Consider the following 15207-nt stretch of genomic DNA (forward strand, 5'->3'; position numbering starts at 1 on the left):
CACAGGGAGGAGACCATGATCGTTTCACTGCTTCGCGCGACCTCTGTCGCGGTGCTGCTCGGCGCTGTTCCCGCAGCCGCCTACGCCGAGGATGCGCCGTTCCGAATCGGCGTGATCGACGACATGTCGGGCATCTATTCCGGCAACGGCGGACCGGGCACCGTGCTGGCCACGAAGATGGCGGTCGAGGATTTCGCCGGCAAGGTGCTGGGCCGCCAAATCGAAGTGGTCTCGGCCGACCATCAGAGCAAGCCCGATATCGGCGCGGCGTTGGCACGTCAGTTCATCGAGCAGCAGGGCGTCAGCGCCATCATTCCCGGCGGGGCGAGTTCGGTCGGGCTGGCCGTGCAGGCGATCGCCCGCACGCTGAAGAAGACCACGCTGGTCAGCGGCGGCTACGCCTCGAATTTCAGCGGCGACGGCTGCTCGCCCTATGGCACGCAATGGGCGCCGTCGACCAGCGAGCTGTCCAAGACCATCGCCAAGGGCATCGTCGACGGGGGCGGCAAGAAATGGTTCTTCATCGTCGCCGATTATGTGTTCGGCAAGAATCTGGCTGCCGATGCCGGCGAGACCGTGAAGGCCTCCGGCGGTCAGGTCGTGGGCCAGGTGTTACATCCCCTGAACGTCACCGATTTGGCCTCGCAGCTCCTCGCCGCGCAAGGGTCAGGCGCAGACGTGATCGGGCTTGCCAACGCCGGTCCTGACCTCGTGCTCGCCATCAAGCAGGCAAAGGAGTTCGGCGTCAGCGCCAAACTTGCAACCATGCTGGTATTCGAGAACAACGTGACGGCGCTCGGCCTTTCCACCGCGCAAGGCCTGCGGCTCGCAGCATCCTTCTACTGGGACATGAACGAGGAGACTCGCGCCTGGTCGAAGCGCTTCATGGCCCGCAGCGGCAATGCCGTTCCGACCATGGGCCATGTGCTGGCTTACCTTGCCACCACCCACTACCTGAAGGCGGTCGCGGCGATCGGCACGGACGAGGCCGCGCAAGTTCAGGCCAAGATGCTGCAGCAGCCGATCGAAGGCAATCTGATTCAGCATGCGCACATTCAGGCCAATGGGCGCGTCGTGTCCGATATGCACATCTTCGAGGTGAAGAGCCCCCAGGACTCCAAGAGCCCGGCGGATCTCTACAAGCTCGTGGCAACGCTCCCGGGTGATGGCCTGTTCGTGCCGGCAGAGAAGAGCGGATGTCCTTACCTCGCCGTGAGGTAGGAGTGTTGTCTGGAAGTCGAGGTGTCCCATGAATGCGGAAGGTTCGTCGGTGTTGTCTGGCCAGGTGCGAGCTGATGTCTTGCCTCAGCTCGAGGCATTCAAGATGTATATCGACGGCGAATGGTGCGAGTCGGTTTCGGGACGGTGGCTGGAGACCAAGAACCCGTACACGGGAAAGGCCTGGGCCGTGATCCCGCGCGGCAATGCGCAAGACGTCGATCGCGCCGTGCAGGCAGCCAATCGTGCTTTCGTGAGCGGCCCCTGGGCCAGCATGCATCCGAGCGACCGCGGCCTGTTGTTGCATCGGCTTGGCGACTTGATCGCCGCCAATGCGGAGCGACTGGCCGAACTGGAGGTGCGCGACAACGGCAAGCTCAGGGTCGAGATGCTGGGGCAGATGAAATATCTGCCGCGCTGGTTCCAGTATTATGGCGGGCTCGCCGACAAGATCGAGGGCCGGATGCCGCCGACCGACAAGAAGGGCATGCTGCACTACGTGTCTTACGAGCCGGTCGGCGTCGTCGGCGCGATCACGCCCTGGAATTCACCCTTGCTGCTCACGGTCTGGAAGCTCGCGCCGGCGCTGGCTGCCGGCAACACCGTCGTGATCAAGCCGTCCGAATACGCCTCGACGTCGCTGCTTGCGCTGGTGGGGCTGTTCGAGCAGGCGGGTTTTCCCAAGGGTGTGGTCAACGTGGTGACCGGACTGGGCGCCGAGACGGGCGGGCCTCTGGTCGAGAATCCCTGCGTCGATCGCATCGCCTTCACCGGCGGCAACCTTGCTGGCCGCAACATCTATGAAGCGGCGGCGCGGCAGTTCAAGCGCGTCTCGCTCGAGCTCGGCGGCAAGTCACCGAACATCGTGTTCGGCGATGCCGGCATCGAGGACGCGGTCAAGGGTGTCATCTCGGGCATCTTCGCCGCGAGCGGCCAGACCTGCATGGCGGGGTCACGGCTGCTGCTGCATTCCTCGATCCACGACGCCTTTCTCGCGCGCCTCGTCGAGGTGATGAAGGCGGCGCGCCTCGGCAATCCCAACAGCCCGGACACCGACGTCGGGCCGGTCGCGACCGAACAGCAATTGCAAAAGGTGCTGGACTATATCGAGCTTGCCAAGGAGGAGGGCGCCCGCTGCGTCCTCGGCGGGTGGCGGGCGACCCGCCCCGAATGCGGCGAGGGCTGGTTCGTCGAGCCGACCATCTTCGCCGACGTCACCAACGACATGCGCATCGCACGCGAAGAGGTGTTCGGGCCGGTGCTCAGCGTGATCCGGTTCGACTCCGACGACGAGGCGGTGGCGCTCGCCAACGACACGCCGTTTGGCCTCGCTGCAGGGCTGTGGACCACCGACCTTGCCCGCGCGCTTTCGCTGCCGAAGCGGCTGCGGGCGGGAACGGTCTGGGTCAACGCCTACCGCGTGGTGAGCTACCTGTCGCCGTTCGGCGGCTTCAAGGAGTCCGGCCTCGGCCGGGAGAACGGGCTCGAAGCGATCTACGAATACATGGAGGCCAAGAGCGTCTTCATCAATCCGAGGCCCGCGATCTCCAACCCGTTTACATTGCAATAGGCGGGAAACGGCTCAGACCCGGCGGCGGCGGATCACGAGGTAGTAGGCGCAAGGAATCCTGCCTGCGTTGATGAAGCGGTAGGGCTCGCGCACGTCGAAGTAGAAGGAGTCTCCGGTGCCGAGCACGTAGTTGGCCTCGCCGGTCTGCACCGTCAACTCGCCCTCGTGCACCACGAGGTATTTCTCGGTCGGGACCTTGTAGGGCGGCAGCTCGCCCGAGGATTCGCCGGCTGGAATGCGGTGCAGCAGAAATTCGAGGTCGTTGTCGAGGTGAGACGGCGACAAGTTGTGACGTTCGAAACCGGTTTCGGGATCCTTGAAGGCCAGGCGATTCGCCTTCCGGATCACCGCGACCTGGGCAGCATCGGGCTCTGCGCCCATCAACGCGGACATCGAGACGTTGAGTCCCTTCGCGATCCTCACGATGATCGCCAGTGTCGGGCTCTTCTCGCCACGCTCGACCTTGGACAGCATGGCGCGGCTGACGCCGGACTGTGCCGCAAACTCTTCGAGGGTGAGGCCGGCCTGAGTCCTCAGCCGCTTCACGCGGCTGCCGAGCTCGACGATGAGGGCATCGTCGCCTCCACGGGTCGCGCGCGCCTGGCCCTTCGATTTTGCCGCGGCCTTGCGGGTGATGGCGGCCTCGCTTGCTTCCGAAGGCTTTTGCCGTCCTGCTGGGGATCTATCGTGCATGAGGCGCATAATTTCAGAAGTCGGGCTGCGTCACAAGTTCATCGAGTATCGTGTCTCGACAGTACCTCAAGCCGCATGACGTTCGATCACGACTGTCGACGCCTCGCCGGCCCGTCGTGCGATGTCGGCGGTACTCGGCCGGTCGATGGTCTGGAGCAGAAGCCCCGTCATCAGGTCTCCCCACAGCACGCCCAGAAAAGTATCGGTCATCGCCTCCGGCTCTCCGGTCAGCAGCCCGGCCGACACCGCGTTCGCCATGATAGTCCGCAACGCTTCGCGGATCGGCTTGCGGGCCATCGTCTCCAGGGTTTGCGCGACTTTCGGCGCGTTGACCGTTTCGGATATGGCCAGCCGGAACACGGCGACGACCACCGGGTCGGTCGTTTCCGTCAGGAGCTTCGTTCCAAACGCGGTGAGCACGCCGGCGAGCGTTTTCCGGTCGCGCAGTGCGGGCAGATCGACCGGCGCCTGGAGCCGTTGAGCGCGCTCGGAGATGCAGGCGACGAGCATCGCCTCCTTGTTGCCGAACAGCGTGTAGAGATCCCGCTTCGAAACGCGCGCACGCGTCGCGATTTCGAGCGTGCTGGTCTGCGCATAACCTCCCTCCATGAAAGCGGAAAGGGCCGCACCGAGGATTCGTTTTCGGATCTCGGGACCTTCCGCCTCCTTAACGGGCGGCTTGATCTTCGCGCTCATCGCAAACTTTCCGCTTGACTTGGTACTAGTCAGTACCATATTTCGATCCATCAGGTACTGATCAGTACCAATGGCCGTAGCAATCGTAAAGGACCATTGTGATGTCGAACACAGTTCTCGTGACCTCTGCCGCCGGCGGCATGCAGGGAAGGACAGGCAGGCATGTCGCGGACATGCTGCTCGAACGCGGTGTCGGCGTCCGCGCCTTCGTACGCCAGCGCGACGAGCGCTCCGATCGCCTGAAGTCGCTCGGTGCTGACATCGTCGTCGGCGACTTCCTCGATGCGAGATCGGTGGATGCGGCCGCACAGGGGGTGTCATCGATCTATTTCGCCTATCCGGTTCAGGACGGGCTGGCGGATGCGACGGCGGCGATGGCGCTCGCAGCGCGCAGGCATGGCGTCTCCCGCCTCGTCAACCTCGTCATGTATCAATCCTCGCTCGATGCGCCCACGCCGCGAATGCGGCAGAACTACCTGTCCGAACAGGTGTTCGAATGGGCTGGCGTCGGCCCGGTCCACATCCGCGCCACCGTCTTCTATGAAAACGTCGCGCGTCTTGTGGGGGCGAACCTGCCTGCGAAGGGAGCCATCCGGCTGCCGCTCGGCGACCAGAATACGCTTCTCCCGCTGATCGCGGCCGAGGACGTCTCGCGGATCGCCGTCGGTTTGCTGACGGCGCCCGCGCTGGAGGCTGGAGCTGCCTATCCCGTGATCGGAAGCGTGATCTCCGTTCGCGACGTCGTCGAGACGTTTGCGCGTGTCCTTCAGAGGGACACGCACTACGAGGAGATCACCGACGAGCAGTGGCGAGGCGAAGCGCTCGCACGGGGCTGGAACGCGCATGCGGTCGAGCATCTCTCCTCGCTCTGGAAGTCGCTGCGTGCCGCGAGCGCTACGGCGGAGGCAGCGCGCTTCAGCGCAAGCGACACGATCGAGACGATCGGCGGCGCCAAGCCGAAGACCTTCGAGCAATTCATCCGCGAGCGCGGGGCCGAACTGGCCTCGCCGGCGGTACGCGCAACGGCCTGACTGGAGGCACAGCTCATGAACAGGCGTCAATTGCTGACGGGGACAATGGGGGCGCTCGCATTTCGGGCGATGCCCGGGCTTCCTTCATCGAATGCATTCGCCGCAACTTCGGAACGAGATCGACAAATGAGCAAGACGACGCAACGGATCATCGCCGGCAACGGCATTCACATCAACATCGCCGAGCAAGGCGAGGGGCCGCTGGTGCTTCTGGTGCACGGCTTCCCGGAATCCTGGTATTCCTGGCGACGCCAGATCGACGATCTCGCGGCAGCCGGCTTCCGAGTCGTCGCGCCCGACATGCGCGGCTATGGCAAGAGCGATGCACCGCAGGCGATCGATCAGTACACCACCCTTCACCTCGTGGGTGACATGGTCGGCATTCTCGATGCCCTGGGCGAATCGCATGCAGTCATCGTCGGTCATGATTGGGGCGCCAGCGTTGCCTGGCAGGCGGCGCTGACGCGGCCCGATCGGTTCAGGGCCATCGCCGCACTGAGCGTCCCATTCCGTCCGCGGGGCAAGACGCTGCCGACCAGTCTCATGCCGCGGACCGAGAACGCACAATTCTATCAGCTCTATTTCCAGGAGCCGGGGAAGGCCGAGGCCGAGCTGGAGCGCGATCCGCGCGCCACCATTCGCAACATGCTGTTCGGTGCATCCGGAGATGGTGTCGCCGCAGCACGTGCAGCCGCCGCGGCCGGTGGACCTGCGCCAAACCTCGGCATGGTTCCGAAGGGCGGCGGATTCCTGCAAGGCCCCGGTGCGCCGGCAACGTTACCGTCCTGGATCACCGAAGCCGACATCGATTTCTACGGAGAACAGTTCAAGCGCAGCGGCTTCAGGGGTGCGCTGAACTATTACCGCAACATCGATCGCAATTGGGAGATCACCGGTGCGCTGTCCGGCCTGCAAGTAAACGTGCCGGCGCTTTATATCGCCGGTGATCGCGATTTCATCGTCGCCTTCCCGGGCACCGACCAATTGCTCGCGAACATGAAAGGCCTCGTGCCCGGCCTGCGCGGGATCAGGATGCTTCCCGGTTGCGGCCACTGGACCCAGCAGGAGCGGCCGAACGATGTCAGTGCGGCGCTGATCGAATTCGTCCGTGCCCTGCCGAGCCGCTCGTGATGACCGGGCCGCCTCACGAATTCACGTGCACGAAGTCGCGCAGCAGCGGATAGATCTCGTTGTTCCAGCGCTTGCCGGAGAACACGCCGTAATGGCCGACGCCGGCCTGCATGTGGTGGACGCGGCGATAGGCGCGCACGCCGGTGCAGAGGTCCTGGGCGGCCAGCGTCTGGCCGATCGAGCAGATGTCGTCCTTCTCGCCTTCGACCGTCATCAGGCCCATGCGGCTGACGGCCCTGGTGTTCACGGGACGGCCACGATGCATCAGCTTGCCTTGCGGCAGGAGGTGCTCCTGGAACACGTCGCGCACGGTCTCGATGTAGAACTCGGCCGGCAGGTCCATCACGGCGAAATATTCGTCGTAGAACGTCTTGATGGTCGCGGCCTTCTCCTTCTCGCCCTTGGCGATGTGGTTGGCGAGATCCATGTGCTGCTTGATGTGGCGCTCGAGATTCATCGAGACGAAGGCGGTGAGCTGCACGAAGCCGGGATAGACCTTGCGCAAGGCGCCGCGGCATTGCACCGGCACGTAATTGATCAGATTGCGCTCGAACCATTCGATCGGCTTGCTCTTGGCGAACTCGTTGACCCTGGTCGGCTGGATCCGCGTGTCGATCGGGCCGGCCATCAGCGTCAGCGTCGCCGGGCGCGAGGGATGGTTGTCCTCGCACATGATCGCGGCGGCCGCGAGCGCGGAGACGGACGGCTGGCAGATCGCCACCATGTGCGGGCGCGGCCCGAGCTGGCCGAGGAAGTCGATCAGGTGCTCGGTATAGTCGTCGAGCCCGAAGCGGCCCTCGCTGCGCGGGATGTCGCGCGGATTGTGCCAGTCGGTGATGTAGACGTCGTGGTCCTGCAGCAGCGTCTTCACGGTGCCGCGCAGCAGCGTCGCGAAGTGGCCGGACATCGGCGCCACCAGCAGCATGCGCGGCTGCTCGCCGACGCCCTCTTTCCTGAAGTGCAGCAGCGAGCCGAACGGGGTCGCGTAGGCGATCTCCTCTCTGACGGCGACCTCGCGATTGCCCACCATGACGCTGTCGATGCCGTAGGCGGGACGGTCATAGGTGAGGGTGGAGCGCGAGATCAGCTCCAGCGCGGCCGACAGCCGGCCGACCACCTGGTCCGATTGGCCCTGAGGCACCAGATGGAGGAATTTGAGCGCGGACGAAGCCCCCGCGCGCCATGGCGCCGTCAGGTCCATGTGGTTCTGAAAAGCCTGATAGTACATCGACATCATACTGAATCGCCCACCCCGTCCCGTGCTGCTATGCAATAAGGACGCCAGACGGCGATCGTGGCCCCGCGTAAAACTGGCACGTCGCTTGCTGTTCAAGCCGTGGAAGCCAAAGGCCGCGGGCAGGCCGGGCCGAGGTCGGGACCAGGGAAAGGGTCATATGGCGAAGGCGACACTGACCATCAGCAGCAAGAACTACTCGTCCTGGTCGCTGCGTGGCTGGCTGCTGACGAAATTCTCCGGGCTCGATTTCGAGGAGATCGTCACCGCACCGGACGATCCGTCGGCGCGGGCCGAGATCCTGCTGCTGTCGTCCTCGATCCTGGTGCCGTGCCTGCGGCACGAGGGCGCCGTGGTCTGGGACACGCTGGCCATTGCCGAATATCTCAACGAGGTGATGCCGGACGCAGGCTTGTTGCCGCCCGACCGCATCCAGCGCGCCCATTGCCGCTCGATCTCAGGCGAAATCCATTCCGGTTTCACCACGCTGCGCGCCTCGCTGCCGGTCAACCTGAAGGGGCACTTTCCCGGCTTCAAGATCTGGTCGCGGGCGCAGGCCGACATCGACCGGGTCTGGTTCATCTGGCGCGACTGCCTGGAGAAATCGGGCGGCCCCTTCCTGTTCGGCGAGAAGCGCACTATGGCGGACGCGATGTACGCCCCTGTCGTGACGCGCTTCGTGACCTACGACGTCAAGCTCGCGCCGCCCCTGAAGGCCTATGCCGACACCATCGTGGCAATGCCCGAGATGCAGGAATGGATCGCGGCGGCGAAGGAGGAGCCGGCCGAGATCGAGGAGCTCGAGGTCGAATATTAGGCAGGTGTCGCACGGCCCTGCCTGTTTCGGCGGCGCGGGGCTGTCCGCTGCGACCGCAGCGCTATGCCTTTGCAACAATTAACCTTTGGTGCCGGTGAGAGGCGTCTGCGATCCCGCCGCTGCGCACATATTGTGCGCGCCTGCCGGGCGGCCGCGAGATCTAGCCGTGAACAGATGCGTACAGAGCGCTTCGGCTGATTCGGACGTGATTCGTTCGGGCCGCGTTCCGAAGGTTAAAGCGGAGCGCGGCTCCGTCGCATTTTGAAACAGAGAACGCCTTCAGGCGGCCCCGCGCTGCTGCTTCACGCGCGGCAGGCGCCAGCCGATCACGGTTGCTTCCACCGCAATCCCGGCCTCGTGGTTTTGCCAGCGTCCCTCGACATAGCGGCAGGCGAACGGCAGTTGATATGTCCCGCTGTGATCCTCGCACAGCACTTCGAGTGGCAGGCCCGGCGGTGGTTCTCCGGCGCCGTCGAATTCCGCCAAACGTCTATCGCGCGTTGCCATTCTAATATTCTCCCCTAAACAAAGCCGCGGACAGAGCGCCCCACATCTTCCGCGCGCGGATCATCGTTCCCCGTCCCAGGGAACGGTCCCAAGCTCAACGCGAGAATGCGGTGCGAGTGTGGTAGCTTCACGCGGCTGCGCACAAACAGCGCACATTGATTTGATCGACTGGCCGAGGAACTTTCATGCTGCTTCGAAACGCCGGCATTTGTTTCGCGATATTGCTGCTCGCAGCGCTGGCGCCTCTGCCCGTGCTCGCGCAGGACGTGCCCGGCATCGAGATCTGCACGGTCGAGAAGACCATGGAGCGCCGCACCAGCTGCCTCCAGAGCAATGTCGACTTCCTGCAGAAGACGATCACCAAGCTCACCCTCGACCATCAGCAGAAGCTGGATGCCGCGGGTCGTCAGATCGATGCGTTGAAGACAGCCGTCGCCGGCTTGCAGAAGACGCTTCTCGATCTCCAGGCCGCGCAGGCGAAGACTGCCGAGGATCTGAAGAAGAAACAGGACGCGCCGCCGGCGAAGGACGCCGCGAAATAATCGCGCCGGTCACATCACGCGATAGCGCTCCATCACGCCACGATCGGGCTCGTACCCTAGCCCGGGACCCGAGGGCACCGCGACGTGGCCGCTCGCATCGACATCGGCGCGGCCGCCCCAAAGGCAGGCCTCGCGTTTCAGGTAGAACATCTCGACCAGCCCGTCGTCGCGCGTCGCGAGCAGATGCAGCGTCGCCAGCAGGCCCGGGCCAAAGTAAGGCGAGTGCGGCACGATCTTGATGCCGGACCGATCGGCCAGCGCTGCGACCTTCATGAATTCCGTGATGCCGCCGACCTTGGTCACCGATGGCTGGGCGTGGCTGACCGCGCCCGCCTCGATCATCTGGCGGAATTGATATTCCGTGCAGGCATTCTCGCCGGCGGCAATGCCGAGCCCGCTCTTGCTGCGTACCTCGGCAAGCGTGGCAAAATCTTCCGGCGGCCAGACCGGCTCCTCCAGAAACATCGGCTGTGCATCGCGGCATGTCGTCGCGAAGGCGATCGCCTGCTCGCCGGTCAGCGGGCAGTTCATGTCGACCATCAGCGGAATGTCGGGGCCGATCGCCGCGCGCGCGGCGAGCACCGCAGGCGTCGTGGTCTCGTGCAGCTTGATCGCGCCATAGCCGAGCGCGAGCGCCTTCCTGCATTCGGCGGCGATGTTGTCCGGCGAGCCGATCCGCAGCAGGCTCGCGTAAGCCGGAATCGCCGTGCGCCTGATTTCGCCCAGCAGGCGGTGCAGCGGCACGCCTGCGACCTTCGCGGCCAGGTCCCACAGCGCGATATCGAGGCCGGAGATCGCGAACATGGTGATGCCGTAGCGGCCGAACAGATGCAGGTTGCGCTGGATCTGTTCCATCACTGCGGCAATGCCGGCCGCATCGGGCACCTTCAGCCCGCGGGCCTGCGGCGCGATCATCTCATCGACCGCGCTGCGGGTCGTGCGCGGACAGACATAGGCGAAGGCATCGCCCCAGCCCGTCAGCCCGGCATCGGTCGTGACCTCGACGAGGACCATGTCGAGGGCCGTGATGGCGGAAGCGCCCTGGCGGAAGCTCGCGACACCGGAATCATAGGGGATGCGGATATGGTGCGCCCGCACATCGGTGATTTCCATGACCCGGTTCCCCTTTCTCGTGAGCGGTTTCGCCGAGTTTAGCCACGAACACCGGGGCGTTGCCAGTGGCCGTTGGCCGGCTATCCTCGTGCGAAGGACAGCAATGCCGATCAAGCAGGGCGATGCCGAGCAGCGCATCATCGCCGCGCTTCGAACGAGGGTCTGAACCGCCATGAATCCAGCCCAGCGCGCGCTCTGGTACATCGAGAGCCATCTGGCCGAGCCGCTGACGCTCGACGAGATCGCTGCGATCTCGGGCGTGTCGCGGTTCCACATCGTGCGTGCGTTTGCCGCAGCAGTCGGTGTGCCGGTGATGCGCTACGTGCGCGCGCGGCGGCTGACGGAGGCGGCGCGCTGCCTGGCAAAGGGCGCACCCGACATCCTGTCACTGGCGCTGGAGGCGGATTACGGCTCGCACGAAGCTTTCACCCGCGCGTTCCGCGACCAATTCGGCACCACGCCCGAAGCGGTGAGGGCGGCAGCGTGCGTCAACCAGCTCAGGCTACAGGAGCCGATCCTCATGGACTCCACCATGCTCGACCATCTTGGCCCACCGCGCTTCGAGACGGCAAAGGCCTTCCTCATCGCCGGTCCCGCCGAGCGCATCGCCTGCGACAACGGCGCCATGATCCCCGGCCTTTGGCAACGCTTCCATCAGGAGGTCTCCGACATCCCCGTGCGCGTCGGCCAAGGGAAAAATCAAGTCGCCTACGGCGTCTGCTGCAACGGCGATGATGCCGGCAATTTCGATTACATCGCCGGCGTCGAGGTCGCCGATTTCTCCGACCTGCCGCGCCGCTTCGGTCGCATCCGCATTCCGGAGCAGCGCTATGCGGTGTTCACGCACAAGGACCACGTCGCCTCGATCCGGCGCACCGTCAACACGATCTGGAATCAATGGCTGCCAACGTCCGGCCTGACAGCCGCGGACGCGCCGAACTTCGAGCGCTATGACGAGAAATTCGATCCCGCGACCGGCAATGGTGGCTTCGAAATCTGGATACCGGTCAAAGAATAACACGCAACGCTGGCATACCGTCCCGATTGCTTGGCAAGCTCCGGCGACTTTGCCATAACCGCAGGCAAATCTTGCCTGCGGGGGCCCGTGCCGGACATCCCGTGCAAGCCATAACAAGCAGCCGGGAGGGTCTCCAATGTCCAACGTCCGCGTTCTCGCCACCGACCTCGAATTTCCCGAAGGGCCGGTCGTGATGCCGGACGGTTCGGTGGTGCTGGTGGAGATCCGCGGCCAGCGCCTGACGCGCATTTATCCCGACGGTCGCAAGGACATCGTGGCGAAAATTCCCGGCGGTCCGAATGGCGCCGCGCTCGGGCCCGACGGCAAGATCTACATCTGCAACAATGGCGGCTTCTCCTGGATTCCGGCCGGCAAGATGATCATGCCGGGCCCGCAGCCGGACGATTATCTCGGCGGCGCGATCCAGCGCGTCGACCTGCAGTCCGGCAAGGTCGAGACCGTCGTGAGCAAATGCGGCGCCCACGATCTGCGCGGGCCGAACGACCTCGTCTTCGACAAGCACGGCGGCCTCTGGTTCTCCGATCTCGGCAAGCGCCGCGCGCGCGAGTTGGACGTCGGCGGCATGTATTACCTCAAGCCCGGCATGAGCGAGATCGTCGAAATCGTGCACGGCATATTGCCGGCCAACGGCATCGGCCTGTCGCCGGACGAGAGCACGGTCTACATCGCGGAGACGCCGACCGGACGGCTCTGGGCCTATGAGCTCTCCGCGCCCGGCACGCTCAAGCCGCGCGATCCGATCTATCGCGGCGAGCGCGGCCAGCCGATCTGCGGCCTCGGCGGCTACCAGATGTTCGACTCGCTCGCGGTGGAGGCGAACGGCAATGTCTGTGTCGCCACCCTCGTCTCCGGCTGCATCTCGGTGATCGCGCCCGACGGCACCCTGGTGGAACAGGTCCCGACCGGCGACCGCGTCACCACCAACATCGCCTTCGGCGGCCCCGAGCTGAAAACCGCCTACATCACGCTGTCGGGCAGGGGCGAGCTGATTGCGATGGACTGGCCGCGCGGCGGATTGCCGTTGAATTTTCTGAACAAGTGAGCCAAGCCGTCATTGCGAGGAGCCCGCGACAAAATCGCGAAGCAATTTTGCGCTGGCGACGAAGCAATCCAGACTGCCTCCGCGGTAAGACTCTGGATTGCTTCGCTTCGCTCGCAATGACAACGGAGAGAGACTTCAATGCCCTGGCCCGACCCCATCACCCTGCGCGGACAGCACGCCCGTCTCGAGCCGCTGTCGCATGATCATCGCGAGGGGCTGGTCGAGGCCGTCAAGGACGGCGAGCTGTCGAAGCTGTGGTACACCGCGATCCCGCGGCCGGAGAACATGGACAAGGAGATCGACCGCCGCCTCGGGCTTCAAGCCGCGGGCTCGATGCTGCCCTTCACCGTGTTCGACGCCGGCGGCACCATCGTCGGCATGACCACCTACATGAACATCGATGCCACGAACCGCCGCGTCGAGATCGGCTCGACCTGGTATGGCAAGAGCGCGCAGCGCGGCCCGCTCAACACCCAGTGCAAGCTGCTGCTGCTGCGCCACGCCTTCGAGACGCTGAACTGCATCGCGGTCGAGTTCCGCACGCACTTCTTCAACCACCAGAGCCGCCGCGCCATCGAGCGCCTGGGCGCCAAGCAGGACGGCATCCTGCGCAGCCATCAGATCGCGCCGAACGGCACCTTGCGCGATACTGTCGTTTACAGCATCACCGCCGCCGAATGGCCGACGGTGCAGGCGCATCTCGAATTTCAACTCAACGACAAGCCGCGCTAGGGGCGGCCGAGGGACCATGGATAGATTTGATTATGTGATCGTCGGCGCGGGCTCCGCCGGTTGCGTGCTCACCAGCCGGCTCAGCGAGGACCCCAACACCTCCGTCTGCGTGCTCGAGGCGGGCCCTTCCGACTGGCATCCCTACATCCATCTGCCGGCGGGCTTCATCAAGACCTTCCACATGAAGAGCATCAACTGGGCCTATCAGCAGGAACCAGGGCCCTGGACCGGCGGGCGCAGCATCTACGCGCCGCGCGGCAAGACGCTCGGCGGCTCGTCCTCGATCAACGGCCACATCTACAACCGCGGCCAGCGCATGGATTTCGACACCTGGGCGCAGATGGGCAATCGCGGCTGGGGCTATGCCGACGTGCTGCCCTACTTCCGGCGATTGGAGAAGCGGGTCGGCGAGGGCGAGGACACCTATCGCGGCCGCGACGGCAACCTCATCGTCACCACCATGAACTGGCGCGATCCGCTGTGCGAGGCCTTCATGGAAGGCGCGGTCTCGCTCGGCATTCCCCGCAACCCCGATTACAACGGCAAGACCCAGGAAGGCGTCTCCTACTGCCAGCGTACCATCAACAACGGCCTGCGCGTCTCCGGCGCCACCGCGTTTCTCAAGCCGGCGATGAAGCGGCCCAACGTGCATGTGCACACCCATGCGCATGCGACCGAGATCATCTTCGAGGGCAAGCGCGCGGTCGGCGTGCGCTACATGAAGGGCGGCCGCGGCGGCACGCCGGTGGAGGTGCGCGCCAACAAGGAGGTCATCCTCTCCGGCGGCACCTATAATTCGCCGCAACTGCTTCAGCTTTCCGGCGTCGGCTCGCCGGATCTGTTGCAGCAGCACGGCATCGCCGTGCGTCACGCGCTGCCGGTCGGCGAAGGCCTGCAGGACCATTACGCCCCGCGCACGGTAGCGCGCGTAAAAGACATCAAGACCATCAACGAACTCCGCCGCGGCTGGCGGCTCTGGGTCGAGGCGATGAAATGGGCCACCGCGCGCCGCGGCCTGCTGTCGCTGTCGCCCACCATGGTCTATTGCTTCTGGCATTCCGGCGAGAGCGCGGAGAGCTCCGACCTGCAGCTCACCTTCACGCCGGCTTCTTACAAGGAAGGCGTGCAGGGCCAGCTCGAGGACGAGCCCGGCATGACGGTGGCATCCTGGCAGCAGCGCCCCGAGAGCCGTGGCTATGTCCGCATTCGCTCCAGTGATCCGTTCGCGCCACCGATCATCCAGACCAATTATCTCGACGCCGAGCTCGACCGCCGCGTCATCGTCGGCGGCATGAAGCTCGCGCGGCGCCTGCTGAAGAGTGCGCCGCTGTCGCCCTATTACGCCTACGAGGATTTCCCCGGCCCCAACGTCAACACCGACGACGAATTTTTGCACGCCGCCACTGAGCGCGGCACCACCACCTTCCATCCCGGCTGCACCTGCCGCATGGGCCCGGCGGACTCGACCTGGGCCGTGGTCGACGACCACCTCCGCGTCCACGGCCTCGAAGGCCTCCGCGTCATCGACGCCTCCGTCATGCCCCGCATGATCTCGGCCAACCTCAACGCCTCCACCATGATGATCGCCGACCGCGCCTCCGACCTGATCCGCGGCAAGCAGCCGATGGAAGCGGCAAGGATTCCGGAGACGGCGGTGGCGTGAGCAGCGCAATTGCGTAGGGTGGGCAAAGCGAAGCGTGCCCACGCTTCTGTTGCAATATTGTAGAGGTGGTGGGCACGGCGCAAGTGCGCCTTTGCCCACCCTACAAGCTTGCTGTGTCGCCCCGCCCGTCAACCCCTCTTCGCAAAAATATTCCACTTTACCGAAATTCGGAATTGCGG

Annotated in this window: 15 protein-coding genes; 10 read left to right on the plus strand and 5 right to left on the minus strand. The window is 64.8% G+C overall.

The features are described 5' to 3' along the window. Window positions 1–15 precede the first annotated feature (15 nt). Together XI05_RS06195 and XI05_RS06200 are read left to right on the plus strand one after the other, a co-directional pair. Complete coding sequence (locus XI05_RS06195; protein ID WP_271499777.1) at window positions 16–1221, plus strand: ABC transporter substrate-binding protein; 1206 nt, start codon at window positions 16–18, stop codon at window positions 1219–1221. A 103-nt stretch (window positions 1222–1324) separates the two neighbouring features. Beyond that, complete coding sequence (locus XI05_RS06200; RefSeq protein ID WP_271500596.1) at window positions 1325–2788, plus strand: aldehyde dehydrogenase; 1464 nt, start codon at window positions 1325–1327, stop codon at window positions 2786–2788. Window positions 2789–2800: 12 nt separating this feature from the next. On the opposite strand, the gene XI05_RS06205 is transcribed toward XI05_RS06200, so the two are convergent. Together XI05_RS06205 and XI05_RS06210 are read right to left on the minus strand one after the other, a co-directional pair. Beyond that, window positions 2801–3481: a helix-turn-helix domain-containing protein gene (locus tag XI05_RS06205; RefSeq protein ID WP_271499780.1), complete on the minus strand. Its 681-nt coding sequence runs from the start codon at window positions 3479–3481 to the stop codon at window positions 2801–2803. Window positions 3482–3547: 66 nt separating this feature from the next. Next, complete coding sequence (locus XI05_RS06210; RefSeq protein WP_271499783.1) at window positions 3548–4177, minus strand: TetR/AcrR family transcriptional regulator; 630 nt, start codon at window positions 4175–4177, stop codon at window positions 3548–3550. 101 nt (window positions 4178–4278) lie between these two features. Here XI05_RS06210 and XI05_RS06215 point away from each other — a divergent pair, with 101 nt between their 5' ends. Together XI05_RS06215 and XI05_RS06220 are read left to right on the plus strand one after the other, a co-directional pair. Next, window positions 4279–5208 (plus strand): NmrA family NAD(P)-binding protein, encoded by a 930-nt coding sequence (locus XI05_RS06215; protein ID WP_271499786.1) that lies wholly within the window; start codon window positions 4279–4281, stop codon window positions 5206–5208. A 126-nt stretch (window positions 5209–5334) separates the two neighbouring features. After that, the gene (locus XI05_RS06220) at window positions 5335–6339 is read left to right on the plus strand and encodes an alpha/beta fold hydrolase (RefSeq protein WP_271499789.1); all 1005 of its coding nucleotides are present in this window, start codon (window positions 5335–5337) and stop codon (window positions 6337–6339) included. A gap of 13 nt (window positions 6340–6352) precedes the next feature. Here XI05_RS06220 and XI05_RS06225 read toward each other — a convergent pair whose 3' ends face one another. Then, window positions 6353–7576, minus strand: coding sequence for a polyhydroxyalkanoate depolymerase (locus XI05_RS06225; RefSeq protein ID WP_271499792.1), 1224 nt, complete (start codon window positions 7574–7576; stop codon window positions 6353–6355). A gap of 157 nt (window positions 7577–7733) precedes the next feature. Between XI05_RS06225 and XI05_RS06230 the strand changes: the two genes are divergently transcribed. Continuing rightward, window positions 7734–8390 (plus strand): glutathione S-transferase family protein, encoded by a 657-nt coding sequence (locus tag XI05_RS06230; RefSeq protein WP_271499795.1) that lies wholly within the window; start codon window positions 7734–7736, stop codon window positions 8388–8390. Between the two features lie 279 nt (window positions 8391–8669). On the opposite strand, the gene XI05_RS06235 is transcribed toward XI05_RS06230, so the two are convergent. Continuing rightward, window positions 8670–8897 carry a hypothetical protein gene (locus XI05_RS06235; RefSeq protein ID WP_271499798.1) on the minus strand — a complete coding sequence of 76 codons (228 nt, stop codon included), beginning with the start codon at window positions 8895–8897 and terminating at the stop codon, window positions 8670–8672. A 185-nt stretch (window positions 8898–9082) separates the two neighbouring features. Between XI05_RS06235 and XI05_RS06240 the strand changes: the two genes are divergently transcribed. Next, window positions 9083–9439, plus strand: coding sequence for a hypothetical protein (locus XI05_RS06240; RefSeq protein WP_271499799.1), 357 nt, complete (start codon window positions 9083–9085; stop codon window positions 9437–9439). A 9-nt stretch (window positions 9440–9448) separates the two neighbouring features. On the opposite strand, the gene XI05_RS06245 is transcribed toward XI05_RS06240, so the two are convergent. Continuing rightward, on the minus strand, window positions 9449–10552 hold the full coding sequence (locus tag XI05_RS06245) for a mandelate racemase/muconate lactonizing enzyme family protein (RefSeq protein ID WP_271499802.1): 1104 nt from the start codon (window positions 10550–10552) through the stop codon (window positions 9449–9451). 172 nt (window positions 10553–10724) lie between these two features. Between XI05_RS06245 and XI05_RS06250 the strand changes: the two genes are divergently transcribed. From XI05_RS06250 to XI05_RS06265, 4 genes are all read left to right on the plus strand, one after another. Beyond that, the gene (locus XI05_RS06250; RefSeq protein ID WP_271499805.1) at window positions 10725–11570 is read left to right on the plus strand and encodes an AraC family transcriptional regulator; all 846 of its coding nucleotides are present in this window, start codon (window positions 10725–10727) and stop codon (window positions 11568–11570) included. A gap of 136 nt (window positions 11571–11706) precedes the next feature. Then, window positions 11707–12633 (plus strand): SMP-30/gluconolactonase/LRE family protein, encoded by a 927-nt coding sequence (locus XI05_RS06255; RefSeq protein WP_271499808.1) that lies wholly within the window; start codon window positions 11707–11709, stop codon window positions 12631–12633. Between the two features lie 138 nt (window positions 12634–12771). Next, complete coding sequence (locus tag XI05_RS06260; protein ID WP_271499811.1) at window positions 12772–13365, plus strand: GNAT family N-acetyltransferase; 594 nt, start codon at window positions 12772–12774, stop codon at window positions 13363–13365. A gap of 16 nt (window positions 13366–13381) precedes the next feature. Then, window positions 13382–15028, plus strand: a complete 1647-nt coding sequence (locus tag XI05_RS06265) for a GMC family oxidoreductase (protein ID WP_271499814.1) — start codon at window positions 13382–13384, stop codon at window positions 15026–15028. The last annotated feature ends 179 nt before the right edge of the window (window positions 15029–15207 follow it).

It is taken from the genome of Bradyrhizobium sp. CCBAU 11357 (assembly GCF_028128865.1).
Taxonomy (GTDB): domain Bacteria; phylum Pseudomonadota; class Alphaproteobacteria; order Rhizobiales; family Xanthobacteraceae; genus Bradyrhizobium.